The sequence below is a fragment of the Streptomyces sp. NPDC001709 genome (assembly GCF_053596375.1).
This window is the reverse complement of the sequence record NZ_JBSFGB010000021.1, coordinates 41769-60928: the sequence shown is the minus strand read 5'-3', so window position 1 is coordinate 60928 and position 19160 is coordinate 41769. Positions and strand designations below refer to the sequence as shown.

18 protein-coding genes are annotated in these 19160 nt (G+C 70.9%); 9 read left to right on the top strand and 9 right to left on the bottom strand.

Annotation, left to right across the window (positions count from 1 at the left end):
- Positions 1-6 precede the first annotated feature (6 nt).
- Positions 7-1089 (top strand): Zn-dependent alcohol dehydrogenase, encoded by a 1083-nt coding sequence (locus ACWC0C_RS28195; protein WP_450866710.1) that lies wholly within the window; start codon positions 7-9, stop codon positions 1087-1089.
- A 33-nt stretch (positions 1090-1122) separates the two neighbouring features.
- Here ACWC0C_RS28195 and ACWC0C_RS28190 read toward each other — a convergent pair whose 3' ends face one another.
- From ACWC0C_RS28190 to ACWC0C_RS28180, 3 genes are all read right to left on the bottom strand, one after another.
- Positions 1123-2064: a DMT family transporter gene (locus ACWC0C_RS28190; protein WP_450866708.1), complete on the bottom strand. Its 942-nt coding sequence runs from the start codon at positions 2062-2064 to the stop codon at positions 1123-1125.
- A 272-nt stretch (positions 2065-2336) separates the two neighbouring features.
- Positions 2337-3050 (bottom strand): ArsR/SmtB family transcription factor, encoded by a 714-nt coding sequence (locus tag ACWC0C_RS28185; RefSeq protein WP_450866706.1) that lies wholly within the window; start codon positions 3048-3050, stop codon positions 2337-2339.
- Positions 3051-3097: 47 nt separating this feature from the next.
- The gene (locus ACWC0C_RS28180) at positions 3098-3739 is read right to left on the bottom strand and encodes a TetR/AcrR family transcriptional regulator (RefSeq protein WP_449198142.1); all 642 of its coding nucleotides are present in this window, start codon (positions 3737-3739) and stop codon (positions 3098-3100) included.
- A gap of 77 nt (positions 3740-3816) precedes the next feature.
- Between ACWC0C_RS28180 and ACWC0C_RS28175 the strand changes: the two genes are divergently transcribed.
- From ACWC0C_RS28175 to ACWC0C_RS28165, 3 genes are all read left to right on the top strand, one after another.
- Positions 3817-4968: an acyl-CoA dehydrogenase family protein gene (locus tag ACWC0C_RS28175; protein WP_450866704.1), complete on the top strand. Its 1152-nt coding sequence runs from the start codon at positions 3817-3819 to the stop codon at positions 4966-4968.
- Between the two features lie 83 nt (positions 4969-5051).
- Positions 5052-5339: a YiaA/YiaB family inner membrane protein gene (locus ACWC0C_RS28170; RefSeq protein WP_449198144.1), complete on the top strand. Its 288-nt coding sequence runs from the start codon at positions 5052-5054 to the stop codon at positions 5337-5339.
- A gap of 74 nt (positions 5340-5413) precedes the next feature.
- A complete protein-coding gene (locus ACWC0C_RS28165) occupies positions 5414-6058 on the top strand; it encodes a TetR/AcrR family transcriptional regulator (RefSeq protein WP_449198145.1) in 645 nt (214 codons plus the stop codon).
- Here the strand turns inward: ACWC0C_RS28165 and ACWC0C_RS28160 are convergent.
- A complete protein-coding gene (locus ACWC0C_RS28160; protein ID WP_450866701.1) occupies positions 6049-6510 on the bottom strand; it encodes a MaoC family dehydratase in 462 nt (153 codons plus the stop codon). The two genes, ACWC0C_RS28165 and ACWC0C_RS28160, sit on opposite strands and share 10 nt — an antisense overlap.
- A 201-nt stretch (positions 6511-6711) precedes the next feature.
- Here ACWC0C_RS28160 and soxR point away from each other — a divergent pair, with 201 nt between their 5' ends.
- Positions 6712-7170 (top strand): redox-sensitive transcriptional activator SoxR, encoded by a 459-nt coding sequence (gene soxR, locus ACWC0C_RS28155; RefSeq protein ID WP_449198147.1) that lies wholly within the window; start codon positions 6712-6714, stop codon positions 7168-7170.
- Positions 7171-7215: 45 nt separating this feature from the next.
- Here soxR and ACWC0C_RS28150 read toward each other — a convergent pair whose 3' ends face one another.
- Both ACWC0C_RS28150 and ACWC0C_RS28145 read right to left on the bottom strand, forming a co-directional pair.
- The gene (locus ACWC0C_RS28150; RefSeq protein WP_450866699.1) at positions 7216-8280 is read right to left on the bottom strand and encodes an RNA ligase (ATP); all 1065 of its coding nucleotides are present in this window, start codon (positions 8278-8280) and stop codon (positions 7216-7218) included.
- A 187-nt stretch (positions 8281-8467) separates the two neighbouring features.
- Positions 8468-9070 carry a hypothetical protein gene (locus tag ACWC0C_RS28145; RefSeq protein ID WP_449198149.1) on the bottom strand — a complete coding sequence of 201 codons (603 nt, stop codon included), beginning with the start codon at positions 9068-9070 and terminating at the stop codon, positions 8468-8470.
- 218 nt (positions 9071-9288) lie between these two features.
- Between ACWC0C_RS28145 and ACWC0C_RS28140 the strand changes: the two genes are divergently transcribed.
- The gene (locus tag ACWC0C_RS28140; RefSeq protein WP_450866697.1) at positions 9289-12069 is read left to right on the top strand and encodes a penicillin acylase family protein; all 2781 of its coding nucleotides are present in this window, start codon (positions 9289-9291) and stop codon (positions 12067-12069) included.
- 18 nt (positions 12070-12087) lie between these two features.
- On the opposite strand, the gene ACWC0C_RS28135 is transcribed toward ACWC0C_RS28140, so the two are convergent.
- Both ACWC0C_RS28135 and ACWC0C_RS28130 read right to left on the bottom strand, forming a co-directional pair.
- Positions 12088-13386, bottom strand: a complete 1299-nt coding sequence (locus ACWC0C_RS28135; RefSeq protein WP_450866695.1) for a serine-threonine protein kinase — start codon at positions 13384-13386, stop codon at positions 12088-12090.
- A gap of 93 nt (positions 13387-13479) precedes the next feature.
- Positions 13480-14700, bottom strand: coding sequence for an exo-beta-N-acetylmuramidase NamZ family protein (locus tag ACWC0C_RS28130; RefSeq protein ID WP_449198152.1), 1221 nt, complete (start codon positions 14698-14700; stop codon positions 13480-13482).
- Between the two features lie 105 nt (positions 14701-14805).
- Here ACWC0C_RS28130 and ACWC0C_RS28125 point away from each other — a divergent pair, with 105 nt between their 5' ends.
- Genes ACWC0C_RS28125 through ACWC0C_RS28115 form a run of 3 tightly spaced genes read left to right on the top strand, consistent with a single transcriptional unit; the run spans position 14806 to position 17879 of the window.
- The gene (locus tag ACWC0C_RS28125) at positions 14806-15579 is read left to right on the top strand and encodes an SDR family oxidoreductase (protein ID WP_449198153.1); all 774 of its coding nucleotides are present in this window, start codon (positions 14806-14808) and stop codon (positions 15577-15579) included.
- The gene (locus ACWC0C_RS28120) at positions 15576-17243 is read left to right on the top strand and encodes a class I adenylate-forming enzyme family protein (protein ID WP_450866692.1); all 1668 of its coding nucleotides are present in this window, start codon (positions 15576-15578) and stop codon (positions 17241-17243) included. Before ACWC0C_RS28125 ends, ACWC0C_RS28120 begins: the two co-directional genes overlap by 4 nt.
- Before the next feature lie 42 nt (positions 17244-17285).
- The gene (locus ACWC0C_RS28115; RefSeq protein WP_450866690.1) at positions 17286-17879 is read left to right on the top strand and encodes a TetR/AcrR family transcriptional regulator; all 594 of its coding nucleotides are present in this window, start codon (positions 17286-17288) and stop codon (positions 17877-17879) included.
- A 60-nt stretch (positions 17880-17939) separates the two neighbouring features.
- On the opposite strand, the gene ACWC0C_RS28110 is transcribed toward ACWC0C_RS28115, so the two are convergent.
- Positions 17940-19154 (bottom strand): acyl-CoA dehydrogenase, encoded by a 1215-nt coding sequence (locus ACWC0C_RS28110; protein WP_449198156.1) that lies wholly within the window; start codon positions 19152-19154, stop codon positions 17940-17942.
- Between the last annotated feature and the right edge of the window lie 6 nt (positions 19155-19160).

The window sequence follows — 19160 nt, the reverse complement described above, 5'->3', positions numbered from 1 at the left end:
CGACCCATGGCCGTACGAGCCGCCGTCCTGCCCGCCATCGGCGCCCCCTTGGAGATCACCGGCATCGACCTGCCCGACCCGGGCCCCGGACAGGTCCGCGTCCGCCTCGCCGCCGCCGGTGTCTGCCACTCCGATCTGTCCCTGACCAACGGCACCATGCGCGTACCGGTCCCGGCCGTCCTCGGCCATGAGGGCGCCGGCACCGTGGTGGCCGTCGGCGAGGGTGTCACCCATGTCGCCGAAGGCGACCCCGTCGTCCTCAACTGGGCCCCGTCCTGCGGGCGTTGCCACGCCTGCGCGCTCGGTGAGGTCTGGCTGTGCGCCAACGCCATGAACGGCGCCGGCGACGTCTACGCCCGCACCACCGACGGCGCCGACCTCCATCCCGGCCTGAACGTGGCCGCGTTCGCCGAGGAGACGGTCGTCGCCGCGTCCTGCGTGCTGCCCCTGCCGGAGGGCGTACCGCTGGTGGACGCGGCCCTCCTCGGCTGTGCCGTCCTCACCGGCTACGGCGCCGTCCACCACGCGGCGAAGGTCCGCCAGGGCGAGACGGTGGCCGTCTTCGGCGCGGGCGGAGTCGGCCTCGCCACCCTCCAGTCGGCCCGCATCGCGGGCGCGTCCCGGATCATCGCCGTCGACGTCTCCCCCGAGAAGGAGGAGCTGGCCCGGGCGGCGGGTGCCACGGACTTCGTCCTCGCCGCCGAGAACACCCCCCGCGAGATCCGCTCCCTCACCGGCAAACAGGGCGTGGACGTCTCGGTGGAGTGCGTGGGCCGCGCGGTGTCGATCCGCGCGGCCTGGGAGTCCACCCGCCGGGGCGGCCGTACGACGGTCGTCGGCATCGGCGGCAAGGACCAGGAGGTCACCTTCAACGCCCTGGAGCTCTTCCACTGGGGCCGCACCCTGTCCGGCTGCGTCTACGGCAACACCGACCCGGCCCGCGACCTGCCGGTGCTCGCCGAGCACGTACGTCAGGGCCGCCTGGACCTCTCCGCGCTCGTGACCGAACGGATCGCCCTCGAAGGCATCCCGGCCGCCTTCGAGAACATGCTCGCGGGCAAGGGCGGCCGTGCCCTGGTGGTGTTCTGATCCGGTGGCCCGCGCCGGTGGTCCCGCGGCGCCTCAGGTGACCTTCTCGGGTCGCGGCTCCTCGCCGACCGCGACCCGGACCGTGCCGCCACCGCGCGCCCGGGACCGCGACACCGCCACCCCCGCGAGACACAGCACACCACCGCCCAGCGTGAGCACGCCCGGCACCTCGCCGAGCACCAGCCACGACATCAGCACCACCAGCGCGGGCACGGCGTACGTCGTCACGCCCATCCGGCTGGCGGTCGTGCGGGCGAGGGCGTAGGCCCAGGTCGTGAAGGCGAGCGCGGTCGGAAAGACGCCCAGGTAGACCATGTTCAGGGTCGCCGGCAGCGGCGCGTGGGCCACCTCGTCCACCAGCTGCCCGGCGAACGGCAGACACCCCACCGCCCCGACGAGACACCCGAACGTCGTCACCTGCAGCGCACTCGCGTACCCCAGGGCCGGCTTCTGCGCCACGACACCGGAGGCGTACGCCACGGCGGCGAGCAGACACAGCACCACACCGAGTACGGAGTTGCGGCCCCCGCCCGACATCGACAGCCCCACGGTCACCGCGCCCGCGAACGACACGGCCATCCCGGCCAGCAGGCGCGGCGGCATCGGATCACCGAGCAGCCGGGCGCCGAGCAGGGCGATCAGCAGCGGGCCGACGTTCACGACGAGGGCGGCGGTACCGGCGTCCACCTGCTGTTCGCCCCAGTTCAGGACGACCATGTAGAACCCGAACCACAGCAGCCCGGAGAGCAGGATCCCGCGCCAGGCGGCCCTGGGCGGCAGCCCTTCCCGGCGTATCGCCCAGATCACCCCCAGCGCCAGGGCGCCCGACGCCAGCCGTCCCAGGGCCAGCGCGCCGGGGGAGTACGCGTGCCCCGCACTCCGGATCGCCACGAAGGCCGACGCCCAGAGGACGACGGTGACGCTTGCTGCGCAGGCGGGCAGCAGGTGGGCTCGGCTGCGGTCGGCGTTCATCATGCTCCCGAGGTTAGGTAGGGGACAGTGTCTTGACTGGCGGAAATCGGACGGGGCGCCCAGGGTGGGGCTGGGCGGGGGTGGTTTCGCTCGCCCGCGCTTGCGGGGTGCCGCTGCGCCCACCCGTGCCGCCCCAGCGGCACGACTGCCCGCAGCGGCGGCGCCCCGAAGCCGAGGGCACTGCAGTTCCCCAAGGGGCGCGGGGAACTGCGCGAACGGCCACGACGGACCCGCGCCCGGCAATGGCCAGAACCCCCCACCCCCGTAGCCGCATCTCACCGCAGCGAACCCGGCGAAATACCCAACAGCGCCGACAACTCCCGCTCCCCCGACGGAGTCACCTTCACCGCCCGCTCCGACCCGATCCGCACGCACCACCCCGCATCCAGCGCATGCCGGCACAGTGCGGCCCCCGCCGCCCCGGCGAGATGGGGCCGCCGCTCGGTCCAGTCCAGGCACGCTCGGGCCAGCGGGCGCCGGCTCGACGGCTCGAGGGGAATCCCCGCCGCCCCGAACCACTCCACCCCCGCATCCGTGAGCGCGAACCCGGTGTCCTGCCGCAGCAGCCCCCGGAGGGTCAGCGCATCCGTGAGGGCGATCCCGAGCCGCCCCGCGAGATGGTCGTAACAAGTGCGGCCCCGAGCCATGGCCGACCCGGCACTCGACTCACGCAGGCTGCGTGGAGATCGCCGTACGGCCGCCGGAGGTACCTGCCCGGCGAGATCCTCCACCAGTCCCGCCACCCGCGCGTCGGCCAGCCGCACGTACCGGTGCCGCCCCTGCCGTTCCTCCGTGAGCAGGCCGCCCGCCACCAGCTTTCCCAGATGCTCGCTGAGCGTCGACGCGGCGACCCCCGCGTGCCGGGCCAGCTCACCGGCCGTCCAGGCCCGCCCGTCGAGCAGCGCCAGCAGACACGCGGCCCGGGTCTCGTCGGCGATCAGGGAGGCGAGCGCGGCCAGGCCGGCGGCCTGCGGATCCTTGGCGGTCATGCCGCCCAGCATGGGGCACGGACACTTCGGCGCCCACCGAAGTATCGCTACACGCCCTGCCGTACCTGCTCGTACTGCTGCGCCAGCCCGTCCAGCAGTGCCGTCAGCCCCGTCTCGAAGGCCCGCTCGTCGATCTTCTCCTGCTGCTCGGCGAGCAGATGCGCCTGGCCGAGGTGGGGATAGTCGGCGGGGTCGTACGCGCTCGCGTCGTCCACGAAGCCGCCGGCGAACGAACCGAGCGCGGAGCCCATGATGAAGTACCGCATCAGCGCGCCGATGGAGGTCGCCTGGGCCGGCGGCCAGCCGGCGTCGACCATCGCGCCGTAGACCGCGTCGGCCAGCCGCAGGGCGGCCGGGCGGCGGCCGGGACCCCGGGCGAGGACCGGGACGATGTTCGGGTGGTCGCGCAGGGCGGCCCGGTAGGAGACGGCCCAGTCGTGCAGCGCGGTCCGCCAGTCGCGGCCGTCCTCGAACATCGACAGGTCGACCAGAGCGCTCACCGAGTCGGCGACCACCTCCAGGATCTCGTCCTTGGTGCGGAAGTGGTTGTAGAGCGAGGGCCCGCTCACCCCCAGTTCGGCGGCGAGCCGGCGGGTGGAGACGGCCGCCAGGCCCTCCCGGTCCACGAGTTCCCGGGCCGTCTCGACGATCCGGTCGGTGCTGAGGAGGGGCTTGCGCGGTCGGGCCATGGCGCACATAGTAGGGCTGCGGACAGAAACTAGCAGTGCTAATTTAAATGTACGGATTTCAATTGGGGTGACTTGTGGTGAACCTGGAGCTCAGCGAGGAGCAGACCGCCGTCCGGCAGCTCGCCCGGGACTTCGTGGAACGCGAGATCACCCCCCATGTCATCGCCTGGGACCGCGCCGAGGAGGTCGACCGGGGCATCGTGAAGAAGCTCGGCGAGGTCGGCTTCCTGGGGCTGACCGTCGACGAGGAGTACGGCGGCTCGGGCGGGGACCACCTCGCGTACTGCCTGGTGACCGAGGAACTCGGGCGCGGTGACTCCTCGGTGCGGGGGATCGTCTCCGTCTCGCTGGGTCTGGTCGCCAAGACGATCGCCGCCTGGGGGAGCGCCGAGCAGAAGCGGACGTGGCTGCCCGGACTGACCTCCGGCGAGCTGGTCGGCTGCTTCGGTCTCACCGAGCCCGGCACCGGCTCCGACGCGGGCAACCTCACTACCCGTGCCGTACGCGACGGCGAGGACTACGTCATCAACGGCACCAAGATGTTCATCACCAACGGGACGTGGGCCGACGTCGTCCTGCTCTTCGCCCGCTCCACCGGCGCCCCCGGCCACAAGGGCGTCAGCGCCTTCCTCGTGCCCACCGGCACCCCCGGCCTGACCCGCCGCACCATCCACGGCAAGCTCGGCCTGCGCGGACAGGCGACCGCCGAGCTGGTCCTGGAGGACGTGCGGGTGCCCGCCTCGGCGATGCTGGGGGAGGAGGGCAAGGGTTTCTCCGTCGCCATGTCGGCCCTCGCCAAGGGGCGGATGTCGGTGGCCGCGGGCTGCGTCGGCATCGCGCAGGCGGCGCTGGACGCGGCCGTGCGATACGCCGGTGAGCGCGAGCAGTTCGGCAAGCCCATCGCCCGCCACCAGCTGGTGCAGGAGCTGATCAGCGACATCGCCGTCGACGTGGACGCCGCCCGGCTGCTCACCTGGCGGGTCGCCGACCTGGTCGACCGCGGTCAGCCGTTCGCCGTCGAGTCCTCCAAGGCCAAGCTGTTCGCCTCCGAGGCCGCCGTCCGCGCCGCCAACAACGCCCTCCAGGTCTTCGGCGGCTACGGCTACATCGACGAGTACCCGGCCGGCAAACTCCTGCGCGACGCCCGCGTGATGACCCTCTACGAAGGCACCAGTCAGATCCAGAAGCTGCTCATCGGCCGTTCGCTGACCGGGATTTCGGCGTTCTGACCACAGGCCTCTGAGTACGTGCCGGTACGCGTCTGAGTACTTCGGCGGATGTGGCGCGGGCCACGTCCGCCGATGCTCTTCCCATGAGTGACACACAGGTCAAGCAGCAGAGCACGGCCGCGTTCTACGGCCAGGCCGTCGCCTCCTTCGCCATCGCCATGGCGGCCACGTCCATCGGCATCTACCAGCTCGACACCAGCGCCTGGGTCCGGGCCTTCCTCGCGATCGCGGTCCTCTACCTCGTCACCTCCGCCTTCACCCTGGCCAAGGTGATCCGGGACCGGCAGGAGGCGGGGCAGCTCGTGAGCCGGGTCGACCAGGCGCGGCTGGAGAAGCTCCTCGCCGAGCACGACCCCTTCGAGAAGATCTGAGCAGGCACGCTAAGCGCTCGCTCACCTTCGGCGGTATGGTGGTCCTCCTGTCATCGATGGAGGGCGAGCGAGCGATGAGTACGGCGGAGGAGACGACCGGCGGCGAAGTGGAGCCGTGGGAAGAGGTCACCCCTGACGCGGCCCGACGGCTGCTCGTCGCCGCCGTGGAGGCCTTCGCCGAACGCGGCTACCACGCGACGACCACCCGCGACATCGCGGGCCGCGCCGGCATGAGCCCGGCCGCGCTCTACATCCACTACAAGACCAAGGAAGAGCTGCTCCACCGGATCAGCCGCATCGGTCACGACAAGGCCCTCGACATCCTGCGCACGGCGGCGCGGCGTGAGGGCACGGCGAAGGAACGGCTGGCCGACGCGGTCGGCTCCTTCGTCCGCTGGCACGCGGGGCGGCGCACCACCGCGCGGGTCGTGCAGTACGAGCTCGACGCCCTCGGCCCCGAGGCTCGCGCCGAGATCGTCGCGCTGCGCCGTCAGGTCGACGCCGAGGTGCGCGGGATCATCGAGGACGGTGTGGCCGCGGGCGAGTTCGACGTGCTGGACGTCAAGGGCACCACGCTCGCCGTGCTGTCGCTGTGCATCGACGTGGCCCGCTGGTTCACCGTGGACGGTCCGTTCACCCCCGACGAGGTCGGCGCGCTCTACGCCGACCTCGTGCTCCGGATGGTCGGGGCGAAGGAGCACCCCTCGGCTCAGAGGTAGTACCGGGACACCGACTCCGCGACGCACACCGGCTTGTCGCCGCCCTCGCGCTCCACACTGAAGGCGATGCTGACCTGGACACCGCCGGCGACGTCCTCGACGCCGGTGATCTGCGCGGTGGCGCGCAGCCGGGAGCCGACGGGGACGGGGGAGGGGAAGCGGACCTTGTTGGTGCCGTAGTTCACGCCCATCTTCACGCCCTCGACCCGGATCAGCTGCGGGCCGAAGAGCGGGAGCAGGGACAGTGTGAGATAGCCGTGGGCGATCGTGGTCCCGAAGGGGCCCGTGGCGGCCTTCTCGGGGTCCACATGGATCCACTGGTGGTCGCCGGTGGCCTCGGCGAACAGATCGATGCGCTTCTGGTCGACCTCCAGCCAGTCGGTGTACCCCAGCTGCTCGCCGACGGCCGCCTTCAGCTCGTCGGGGGAGGTGAAGGTCCTCGGTTCTGCCATGTCCCGGCCTCTCGCTCGCGTCTCGCTCACTCTCTAAGCAACTGCTTAGCATGGTCGGGTGCGGGGCGCCTGTCAACGGACCGCGACCGGCGTCGGGCGACTAGGGCCTGTCCGGCGGATCAGGTCGCAGGAAAGTGACGGCGCCTCATCAGCCCCCGCGTCTGCGACAGGATCCGCCGGACAGGCCCTAGGCTCTGAGGAGTGCCGCAGATTCCCGAGAAGATCCACGAGCTGACCGTCGGCCAGTTGTCCGCGCGCAGCGGCGCCGCCGTCTCCGCCCTGCACTTCTACGAGTCCAAGGGCCTGATCAGCAGCAGCCGCACGCCCGGCAACCAGCGCCGCTACAGCCGCGACACCCTGCGCCGGGTCGCCTTCGTCCGCGCGGCGCAGCGGGTCGGGATCCCGCTGGCCACGATCCGGGACGCCCTGGCCGAGCTCCCCGAGGAACGGACGCCGACCCGGGAGGACTGGGCGCGGCTGTCGGAGACGTGGCGGTCGGAGCTCGACGAACGCATCAAGCAGCTGAACCGTTTGCGCGATCATCTGACCGACTGCATCGGGTGCGGGTGCCTGTCCTTGGACACGTGCGTACTGTCCAACCCCGACGACAAGTACGGGGAACGGCGCGCGGGGTCGCGCCTCATGACCGAGGGGACCTGAGGCTCGGCGGGGCCCCTTCGGGGCGCTCGGCCCGCGGACGGTGCCCTACTCGTACTCGGTGCCGCCCTTACGCGTCAGGTACGCCGGGCTGACCGCCTTCGCGATCGCCCGACCTCCCGTCACGGCGCTGTACCGCTCCACGGCAGGCCGTATCACCACACCCTCCCGCAGATGCAGTCCCCGCCCGGACACGGTCTCCCGCCCGCTCGCGAACTCCAGCACCCGCCCGATGTCGTACGGCCCCGCGTACAGGCGGGGCACCACCGGCAGTTCCCCCAGCAGCTCCGCCGGGTCCAGCCAGCGCACGGCGCCGTCCACCTCCGCCGAGACGTCGAACGCCGCGTACCCGAGCGTGTCCCGCCGTCCGTCGGCGCCGTACGACAGGTCCTGCACGCCCGCGCCGTACACCTCCCCGAAGATGCCGACCCGTGTGGCGCCCAGCCGCTCGCAGAGCCTCGCCGCCGCCTCGGCGACGCCGTGCCCGCGCACCGCCCGCCAGTACAGGTTCCGCGGATCCTCCTTCAGCGCCAGGGACTTGGCGCCGAAGCCCTTGGAGGACACGTACACCCGTCCCTCGTCGGCGACGTACGTCAGCAGGCAGGCCGAGCCGTGCAGCTTCTCCGTCAGGACGACCGGCTCTCCCGGTGTGAAGATGTCCGGGTAGCGCTGGATGTTCTCGATGTCGACCCAGGGCAGCAGGTCGGGTGCGGACTCCACCTCGCCGTTCATGGTCGGCGGGATCGGCGGCACCCACTTGGTGATGCCCAGCCGCTCGGCGAAGTCGGTCCCCTCGGCCGCCGCCAGCGCCAGGTCGACGTCCGCCAGCGCCTTCGGCCGGCACACGATCCCCTGCGACAGCTCGCCGCGCAGCCGCACCGCCTTGACCCGGTTGGCCTCGCCGCCCGCCAGCCGTCCGGTCAGCCCCAGCTCCTCGATCAGCCCGGACGGAAGCACCGACTGCTCGGGGATGTAGACGGCCGTCTCGCCGGTGCGGTACGCGCCCTTGGCGACGACGGCCCGGTACAGGCCCACCTGGGCCAGTTCGAGCGCATCGGCGTTCGGATGCTCGTGGACGGTCAGCACTTCGGCGGTGACGCGCAGCGTCGACATCACAACTCCCGGGGAGAACAGCCGCGTTGAGGCCCTCAGACGTGTTTCATCGCGACCCACTCTCCGCACCGGAAAACGGGTGGAGCCAGCGGATTAGCGGCTGGTAGCGTCGCAACGCCGCCGTGATGCGCCGTCCCACAGGGGTGCGGCATCCCCCCACGCACCCCCCAGGGAAACCCCCCAACCCTCAGGCCGACATCAACAACCGCCCCCGCCTGGCGAACGCCAGGGACTGCGGGGTGAGTACCGGGCGTGGTACGAGTATTCCGCAGTCCGTGCAGACCGGGCCGGACGACGGTTCGTGGTCCAGGCCGTAGCGCCAGACCAGGCGGTCGCCGCCGCAGACCGGGCAGTTCGAGCCCGGATCCCGGTTCAGGGCGGTGATCAGGCGGCGCAGTACCTCCGCCAGCGGTTCGGCGGGGTGGACGCGCGGGTCGTCGCACCAGGCGACCCCGAAGCCGCCCCAGGTCAGCCGGTGCCAGTCGTCCACGCTGCCCGGCCGGCGCAGCCCGTCGTGCTTCTCCTTCCTGCGCCGCTCGGTGAACTCGGTCTCGTAGGCGAGCCAGACGGAACGGGCCTCCTCCAGCTCCTCCAGTGCGGCCACGAGCCGCGCCGGGTCGGGGGAGCGGTCCTCGGGGCCGAAGCCCGCCCGGGAGCACAGATGGTCCCAGGTCGCCCGATGCCCGTAAGGGGCGAACTTCTCAAGGCACTTGCGCAGTGAGTACCGCCGCAGTGCCAGATCGCATCCCGGATCGCGTACCTGTCTCGCCAGACTCCGGAAACCGGCCATCGCCCTGCACCTCCGTCACACCTGCACCTGTACTTCGGTCACTTCGGCGTCGTCGCACGGACGTCGCCGAATAGACGTATCGACAGGCGATTCGGCTCCATCTCTTCTCGTGGTCTTCTCGTGATCTGCTTGCGGACTCCAGAAAGTGACGCATGTTCATCTTTAAACCTGGGGATACCGGCGGTAACGTTCGGCCACCTCTGTCACTAGGAGCTGCCATGCCACGGCGAACCCCACGTACCGCCCCTGACAGACTGAGAACGTCCCGCCGTCTCACCGGGTTCCTGAAGACGGCGTCGATATGCGTTCTCGTCGCCGGACTTCTCTCCCCCCTCACCCAGCAGGCGGCCGCCGCCACCGCCTCGAACGACTACTGCGGCGGCCAGTGCTCGGACATCCTGCCGCCCGGCGAGAACGGCAATGCGACGCTCGCTCAGATCCTGCTCAACCAGGCCTTCGGCACCCAGCCCGCACACGCCGAGGACCAGCTCGGGCCGTACGCCAACCTCGCCACCGGCTACTCGGGCCTGACCGATTCGACCATCGACAACTTCTTCAACGACTCCTCGTTCGGCGTCCCGTCCGACCAGGTCGCCTCCACCGAGAAGCCCGGCGGACGCGGCGACGTGACGATCGTCCGGGACAAGAAGACCGGTGTGCCGCACATCACAGGCTCCACCCGGTACGGCACCGAGTACGGCGCCGGCTATGCGGCCGCCGAGGACCGGCTCTGGCTGATGGACGTCTTCCGCCACGTCGGCCGCGGCCGGCTGACCTCCTTCGCCGGCGGCGCCGCCACCAACCAGGGCCTGGAGCAGGAGTTCTACCGCAACGCCCCCTATACCGAGGCCGACCTCCAGGCGCAGATCGACAACGCCGTGGCCAGGAACGGCGCCCGCGGCCAGCAGGCCCTCGCCGATGCCAAGGCCTACCTTGACGGCATCAATGCCTATATCGACGCTTCCGACAGCGGCCGCTACTTCCCCGGCGAGTACGTCCTGACCGGCCACAAGGACGCGATCACCAACGCCGGCACCATCGACCACTTCAAGGTCACCGACCTCGTGGCGCTGGCCTCCGTCATCGGTTCGCTGTTCGGCTCCGGCGGCGGCGGCGAGGTCGGCAACGCCCTCTCCCTGCTCGCCGCCCAGTCCAAGTACGGCGTCGACGAGGGCACCAAGGTCTGGGAGTCCTTCCGCGAGCGCAACGACCCCGAGGCCGCCCTGACCGTGCACAACGGCGAGAGCTTCCCGTACGGCGCCAAGCCCGCCGACGCCAAGGGCGAGGCCCTGCCCGACGCCGGCTCGGTCACCCAGGAACCGCTCGTCTACGACCGCACGGGCAGCGCGGCCACCGCGGCCGCCAAGAGCACCTCGGCCACCGCCGCCAAGACCACGCTCGGCTCGGCCAGGCGCGGGATGTCCAATGCGCTCGTGGTCAGCGGCAAGTACACCGCGAGCGGCCATCCGATCGCCGTCTTCGGCCCGCAGACCGGCTACTTCGCCCCGCAGCTGCTCATGCTCCAGGAGATCCAGGGCCCGGGCATCAGCGCGCGCGGCGCCTCCTTCGCGGGTCTGAGCATGTACGTCGAACTCGGCCGCGGCCAGGACTACTCGTGGTCCGCGACCACCTCCGGCCAGGACATCATCGACAGCTACGCCGTCGAACTGTGCCAGGACGACTACCACTACCTGTACCACGGCACCTGTACGGCCATGGACAAGGTCGAGCAGAAGAACTCCTGGTCGCCGACCACGGCCGACAGCACCCCGGCGGGGTCGTACACCATGCGGGTTTGGCGCACGAAGTACGGACCGGTGGAGTACCGCGCGACCGTCGGCGGCAAGAAGATCGCCTACACCACCCTGCGCTCCTCGTATCTGCACGAGGCCGACTCGATCATCGGCTTCCAGATGCTGAACGACCCCGACTACGTCAAGGGCCCGAAGGACTTCCAGAGCGCGGCCCAGCACATCAACTACACCTTCAACTGGTTCTACGCCGACTCCCAGCACACCGCCTACTACAACAGCGGTGACAACCCGGTCCGCGCCTCCGGCGTCGACTCCGAGTTCCCGGTCTGGGCGCAGCCGGCGTACGAGTGGCAGAACTGGGACCCGGCGACCAACACCGCCGACTACACCACGGCCTCGGCCCACCCCAACTCCATCGACCAGGACTACTACATCTCCTGGAACAACAAGCAGGCCAAGGACTACACGACCGCGTCCTGGGGCGACGGGTCCGTGCACCGCGGCAATCTGCTGGAGGACCGGGTGAAGAAGCTGGTCTCGGCCGGCGGGGTGACCCGCACCAAGCTGGTGCAGGCCATGGCGGACGCGGCCCTCGCCGATCTGCGCGCCGAGGACGTGCTGCCGAAGCTGCTCAAGGTGATCAACTCCTCGACGGTGACCGACCCCACGGCCGCCGCGGCGGTGGGCAAGCTGCAGGCCTGGGTGAACGCGGGCGCCAAGCGCACGGAGACGTCCGCCGGTGCGAAGACCTATGCCAACGCCGACGCGATCCGCATCCTGGACGCCTGGTGGCCGCTGCTGGTCAAGGCGGAGTTCGAACCGGGCCTCGGCAGTGACCTGTACACCGCCTTCACGAACGACCTGCCGATCGACGAGTCCCCGTCCGCCGGACACGGCCCGACCGGCTCGCACGCCGGAAGCTCCTTCCAGTACGGCTGGTGGAGCTATGTCGACAAGGACATCCGGGCGGTGCTCGGGGAGAACGTGCGGGGCGGACTCGCCGAGAAGTACTGCGGCGGCGGCAGCCTCGGCGCCTGCCGGGACGCTCTGATCAGCACCCTGGACCAGGCGGCCGGGATGACCGCCGCCCAGGTCTACCCGGGCGACGACCAGTGCTCCGCCGGCGACCAGTGGTGCGCCGACTCCATCACCCAGCGCACCCTGGGCGGCATCAAACACGGCAAGATCAGCTGGCAGAACCGGCCGACGTTCCAGCAGGTGGTGGAGTACACGTCGCACCGGTGACCACATGTTGGCGGCGGGTCAGGTGATGCGACCCGCCGCCAGTACCAGCCGGGCCAGTTCGGGGTGCACGATGTCGCTGTGCGCCCCGGACGGCGGGCCGCCGTGGCACACCACCGAGGCGGCGTCGACATTCACACAGCCCGACGCGGGCAGCCCGCCGGCCAGTGCCGCCGCGAGGTCGAGCCGGGCGGTCCCCGGCACCGCCTGCACCCCGTCGTGCCCCATGGCGCCCCATTCCGGACCCAGCACGGCCGCGATCTCGCTGCCCGCACACGAGCGGTCGTCCCACGCCAGCCGCGAGGCCAGTGGGTAGAACGTGCCGAGTGCCGCGTCGAAGTGCGAGTAGCAGCACACCAGCGGGCCGTCGATCCGCCGCTGCCGGCCCCGCAGCGCCCCCGCCTTGTCCGGGTCCTGCGGCAGCCGGTCCGCGAACGCGTAGTGCGAGAAGGCGCCTTGCAGGAGTGTCACGGACTTCACGGTGCGCACCCCGTCGGGCAGCCCGCGCAGCGCGAACGACACCAGCCGCCCGCCGAAGCTGTGCCCGGCCAGGTGCACCCGCACCCCGGGCGCCGCGTGCGCCAACTGACCGACAGCCGGCCCGAGTCCATGCTCGCCGACCGTCCCGGCCCGCCGTTTCATCGTGTAGTACGTCGCCTGCCGCAGCAGTTCCTTGGCGCCCTCCCAGGGGTTCGGGATGCTGAAGCCGGCCGGTGCGGCGGACGACCGGACCGCGGCCAGCGCCTCGGCGAACTCCTCGCATGCGGTCACCGGGTCCTCGGTGAACACGCGCGGCTCGCCCTCCTCACCGGTGTCCGCCGCGCCCGGCCGCTCACCATCCACGAGCAGCCCCACCAGCCGCCCGAACTCCGTCAGCCCCTGTGTGCCGCCCGGCCGTTCGTCCAGCATCCGGGCCAGCTGGTCGATGACGGACGCCCGGCCCGGGAAGGTCTGCAGCAGGGCGCGCCGGGTGTCCTTGTCCAGCGCCGGGCCCGGTGCCTCCTGAGCCGCCACGGCCGCCACCGTCCTCGGGAAGTCCGGGATCGGCTCGTCGCTGAACCGCATCGACGGCCAGATCACGCCCACGTACCCGAGCCGGGCCCGCGGCGCGAGCGCCGGGACCGGTGCGAAGAAGTGGCGGTACAGCGCGGTCGCGCCCGAGCGGTCGTTGTTCCAGCCGTGCGAGAAGACGATCAGGTCACGGACGCCCTGCTCCGTGACCTGCGCCAGTAGTCGGTCGCGTTCGGAGCCGTCCACGTCTCCGTCCGCGTCGAAGGTCAGCTCCCAGTAGGGAGTCACGCTCATCCCAGGATCCGCCATGCCAGGCTCCCTCGTCCCCCCGGAATCGATGCGTAACGATGCGTCGCGCGCGTATCGTCCTGCTCCGGGGCAAGGTTGGCCATACACCGTGCCTCACCTGTAGAGGAGATACTCCTTTCGCACCCGCCGGAACGCGGCCAGCTCGTCCTGCCAGGCGGCGGTCACCTCGTCGGCGGTCGCCCCCGCGTCGATCATCGTGCGCACCCGGGTGGAGCCGGTGAGCTTGTCGATCCAGTCGTCCGACCGCCAGGCGAAGCCGTCCCAGACCTTCCGCACGGTCACCAGCAGCGCGATCCCGGTGCGTACGGGGTCGTAGGCGGCCCGGTCGTGCACATGGATCTGCACCCCGCCGACCGTCTTGCCCTGGAACTTGGAGAAGGTGGGCGCGAAGTACGCCTCCCTGAACCGCACGCCGGGCAGCCCGAGTTCGTTCGCCGCGGCGGCCCAGCGGCCGTCGATGCCCTCGGCGCCGAGCAGTTCGAAGGGGCGGGTCGTGCCCCGGCCCTCCGAGACGTTGGTGCCCTCGAACATGCAGGTGCCGGAGTAGACCAGGGCCGTGTCCGGGGTCGGCATGTTCGGGCTCGGCGGCACCCACGGCAGTCCGGAGGCGTCGTAGAACCGCGTGCGCTCCCAGCCCGTCATCAGCACGGTCTCCAGCGGTACGGCCGTGCTCAGGAACTCCCCGTTGAACAGCCGCGCCAGCTCCGCGACGGTCATGCCGTGCGCTTGCGCGATGGGCTGCCGGCCGACGAACGTGGCGAACTCCTTGTGCAGCACCGGCCCTTGGGCCGCACGTCCGGTCACCGGATTGGGCCGGTCGAGGACGACGAACCGCTTGCCCGCGAGCTGCGCGGCCTCCATGCAGTCGTAGAGGGTCCAGATGTACGTGTAGAAGCGCGCGCCCACGTCCTGGATGTCGAAGACGACCGTGTCGACGCCGGAGGCGGTGAAGATGTCGGCGAGGGCCTTGCCGCTCTTGAGGTAGGTGTCGTAGACGGGCAGTCCGGTCGCCGGGTCGTCGTAGCGGCCCTCGGAGCCGCCCGCCTGTGCGGTGCCTCTGAAGCCGTGCTCGGGGCCGAAGACCCCGGTCAGCTCTACTCGGGGGTCTGCGTGCATGACGTCGACGATGTGGCGGGCGTCTCTGGTGATGCCCGTGGGGTTGGTGACGATTCCGACGCGCCGGCCCTTCAGTAGGGAGTAACCGTCGGCTGCGAGTCTTTCGAACCCGGTGTGCAGTTCCGCACGGTGTGCGGGCGTGGGTGTAAGGGCTGCCATGGTTGCCGATGCGAGCAGGTTCCGTCGGGACAGATGCATGGCTAGAGGTTGGTGCAGTCACCCTTCCTTTTACACATACCGACTGGTTAGTCTGGCCGAACCAGAGCCGATGCGCGCCGCGCGAAGTCGTGTCGAAGGAGACCGATGGTGGAAGCCGTGCAGGATGCGGGAGTGGTCGTCACCGGGGCGGGCGGGGGGATCGGGGCCGCCTTGGCCAGGCGGTTCGCCGCCGAAGGGGCCCGGGTCGTCGTGAACGACCTGGACGGCGAGAAGGCCAAGGCGGTCGCCGACGAGATCGGCGGGATCGCCGTGCCGGGTGACGCCTCCGCGATCGTCGGCGACGCCCGTGACGCGCTCGGCGGTGCCGTCGACGTCTACTGCGCCAACGCCGGTGTCGCGTTCGCAGACGGGGGCGAGGGCGGGCCGCTCGACGAGAGGGCCTGGGAGGTGTCCTGGGACGTCAATGTCATGGCACACGTCCGTGCCGCCCATGAGCTGCTCCCGGACTGGCTGGAGCGCGGTCGCGGGCGGTTCGTGTCCACCGTGTCGGCCGCCGGGCTGCTCACCATGATCGGCGCCCCCTCCTACAGCGTCACCAAGCACGGCGCCCACGCCTTCGCCGAGTGGCTGTCGCTGACGTACCGCCACCGGGGTCTGAAGGTGCACGCGATCTGTCCGCAGGGTGTGCGGACGGACATGCTGGCCGCGACCGGAAGCGCCGGGGACCTGGTGCTCCAGTCGACCGCGATCGAACCGGACGCCGTCGCCGACGCCCTGTTCCGGGGCATCGAGGAGGACCGCTTCCTGATCCTGCCGCACCCCGAGGTGGCCGAGTTCTACCAGGCGCGGGCCGCCGAACCGGATCGCTGGCTGAGCGGCATGAACCACATCCAGCGCAAGTGGGAGGAGGCCCGGTGAGCGCTTCCCGGTACGCGGACCGGCCCTGGCTGGCACTTCTCGACGACGCCCAGCGCGGCCCGGTCGACCCCGCCGACTCGCTCGTGCACGCCCTGCGGGCCGGCGTCGCCCAGGCGCCCGAGCGCACCTGTCTCGCCTATTTCGACGCCCGGCTGAGCTACCGCGAGGTGGACGAGCTGAGCGACTCCGTCGCCGCCCACCTCGCCGCGCGCGGGCTGGAGCGCGGCGACCGGGTGGCCGTGCTGCTGCAGAACTCCCCGCACTTCGTGCTCGCCGTCCTCGGCGCCTGGAAGGCCGGCGCGACCGTCGTCCCGGTCAACCCCATGTACAAGTCGGGTGAAGTGGGGCATGTCCTGAGGGACGGCGAGGTGGCCGCACTGGTCTGCTCCGACCGGGCCTGGGAGTCGTACCTGAGGGAGACGGCGGCCGGGTCGCCGGTGCGGATCGTGCTCACCACCAGCGAGCTGGATTTCCAAACCCGCAAGGACGCGCGCGTGCTCGGGTTCGAGCCCCTGCCCCAGGCACCGGACGCCGACGACCTCGTGGCCGTCGCCCGGCAGCGCGGCAAGGCACCCGAGGGCCGCGACCCGCGCCCCGACGACATCGCGCTGATCAGCTACACCTCGGGTACGAGCGGCACCCCCAAGGGCGCCACCAACACGCACGGCAACATCATGTACAACGCCGAGCGGCAGCGGACCGGGCTCGCGCTGCCCGACGCGCCCGTCTACTACGCGCTCGCGCCGCTGTTCCACATCACCGGCATGGTCTGCCAGTTCGGCGCCTGCCTGAACAGCGCCGGCACCCTGGTGCTCGCCTACCGCTTCGAGCCCGGACTCGTCCTGGAGGCCTTCGCCGAGCACCGCCCGCACTACACGGTCGGGCCGTCCACCGCCTACATGGCACTCGCCGCCCACCCGGACGCCACCCCGGAGCACTTCGCCTCCTTCGTGAACCTCTCCTCCGGCGGCGCGCCCGTGCCCCCGGCCCTGGTGGAGAGGTTCCGCGAGCTCTTCGGGCCGTACATCCGCGTCGGCTACGGCCTCACCGAGTGCTCCGGCCCGTGCGCCGCCGTCCCGCCCGGCCTGGAGGCGCCCGTGGACCCCGTCTCCGGGACGCTGTCGGTGGGCCTGCCCGGCGCCGACACGCTCGTCAGGATCGTGGACGAGCAGGGCGAGGAGGTGCCCTTCGGGGAGCAGGGCGAGATCGTCGTACGCGGGCCGCAGGTCATCCCCGGCTACTGGCGGCGCCCGGAGGCCACCGCCGAGTCCCTCCCGGACGGCGAGCTGCGCACCGGCGACATCGGCTTCATGGACGCACAGGGCTGGCTCTACGTCGTCGACCGCAAGAAGGACATGATCAACGCGTCCGGCTTCAAGGTGTGGCCCCGCGAGGTCGAGGACGTGCTGTACACCCACCCGGCGGTGCGCGAGGCGGCCGTGGTCGGCATCCCCGACGGCTACCGTGGCGAGACCGTCAAGGCCTTTATCAGCCTGCGTCCGGGCGCCGAGGCGGCCCCGGATGAGCTCGCGGTGTACTGCAAGGAGAGACTGGCCGCCTACAAATACCCGCGACAGGTGGAGATCCTGCCCGACCTGCCCAAAACGGCGAGTGGCAAGATCCTGCGTCGGGAACTGCGTTCCCGTACCCACGACACCCGATAAGCATCACGAACAGATCAGCATCACGGAAGGCAGGTGGCGACAGTGCCCAGGACGACGGACGGAGACGGGACCCCCGTTCCGCAGCGGCTGCTGGCCGCCGCCACCCGGCTCTTCGCCGAGCGGGGGTACGACCGTACCTCCGTGCAGGAGATCGTGGAGGCGGCCGGCGTCACCAAGGGGGCGCTGTACCACTACTTCGGCTCCAAGGACGACCTCCTGCACGAGGTGTACGCGCGCGTGCTGCGCATCCAGCAGGAACGGCTCGACCACTTCGCCGGCATGGACGCGCCGGTGGAGGAGCGGCTCAGAGCCGCCGCGGCGGACGTGGTCGTGACGACGATCGACAACCTCGACGACGCGATGATCTTCTTCCGGTCCATGCACCACCTGAGCCCGGAGAAGAACAAGCAGGTCCGCGTCGAGCGCCGGCGCTACCACGAACGCTTCCGTGCGCTCATCGAGGAGGGCCAGAAGTCGGGGGTCTTCTCCACGGCGACCCCCGCCGACCTGGTCGTGGACTACCACTTCGGCTCGGTCCACCACCTGTCGACCTGGTACCGCCCCGATGGCCCCCTCAAGCCCCAGCAGGTCGCCGACCACCTCGCCGACCTGCTGCTGCGGGCGCTGCGTCCGTAGCCTCGTAGAGGTACCTGTAAGGGGCGGTCGCCACGGCGACCGCCCCTTACACGCGCTTCCCTAGACGTACTTCTTCAACTCCCGCCGCGCCAGCGACCGCTGGTGCACCTCGTCCGGCCCGTCGGCCAGCATCAGGGTGCGGGCGCTCGCGTACAGCTCCGCCAGCGGGAAGTCCTGGCTCACCCCGCCCGCGCCGTGCAGCTGGATGGCCCGGTCCAGGATGCCGACCACCGCGCGCGGGGTGGCGATCTTGATGGCCTGGATCTCCGTGTGGGCGCCCTTGTTGCCGACGGTGTCCATCAGCCAGGCCGTCTTCAGCACCAGCAGCCGCAGCTGCTCGACGGTGACCCGCGCGTCGGCGATCCAGTTCTGGACGACACCCTGCTGGGCCAGCGCCTTGCCGAAGGCGGTGCGCGAGACGGCCCGCCGGCACATCAGCTCGATCGCCCGCTCGGCCATGCCGATCAGCCGCATGCAGTGGTGGATCCGGCCGGGGCCGAGCCGGGCCTGGGCGATGGCGAAGCCGCCGCCCTCCTCGCCGATCAGGTTCGACACCGGCACGCGCGCGTGGTCGAAGATCACCTCGGCGTGGCCGCCGTGGGAGTGGTCCTCGTAGCCGAAGACCTGCATCGCGCGCTTGACGGTGACGCCCGGCGTGTCGCGGGGGACCAGGACCATCGACTGCTGACGGCGGATGTCGGCGCCGTCCGGGTCGGTCTTGCCCATCACGATGAAGATCTTGCAGTCCGGGTTCATCGCGCCGGAGATGTACCACTTGCGGCCGGTGATGACATAGTCGTCACCGTCCCGCTGGATGTGCGTGGTGATGTTGGTGGCGTCCGAGGAGGCCACGTCCGGCTCGGTCATCGCGAACGCCGAGCGGATCTCACCGGCCAGCAGCGGCTCCAGCCACTGCTTCTTCTGCTGCTCGTTGCCGAACTGCGCCAGCACCTCCATGTTCCCGGTGTCGGGCGCGGCGCAGTTCGTCGCGGTGGGCGCGAGATGCGGCGAGCGGCCGGTGATCTCGGCGAGCGGCGCGTACTGGAGGTTCGTCAGCCCGGCGCCGTACTCCGTGTCCGGCAGGAACAGGTTCCACAGGCCCTGCTTGCGGGCCTCGGCCTTCAGCTCCTCGACCACGGCCGGGGTGTCCCACGGGGAGTCAAGTCGTGCACGCTGCTCCTCCGCCACCGCCTCGGCCGGGTACACGTACTCGTCCATGAAGGCGAGCAGCTTGGCGCGCAGCTCCTCGGTGCGCGCGTCGAACGCGAAGTCCATGAGCGG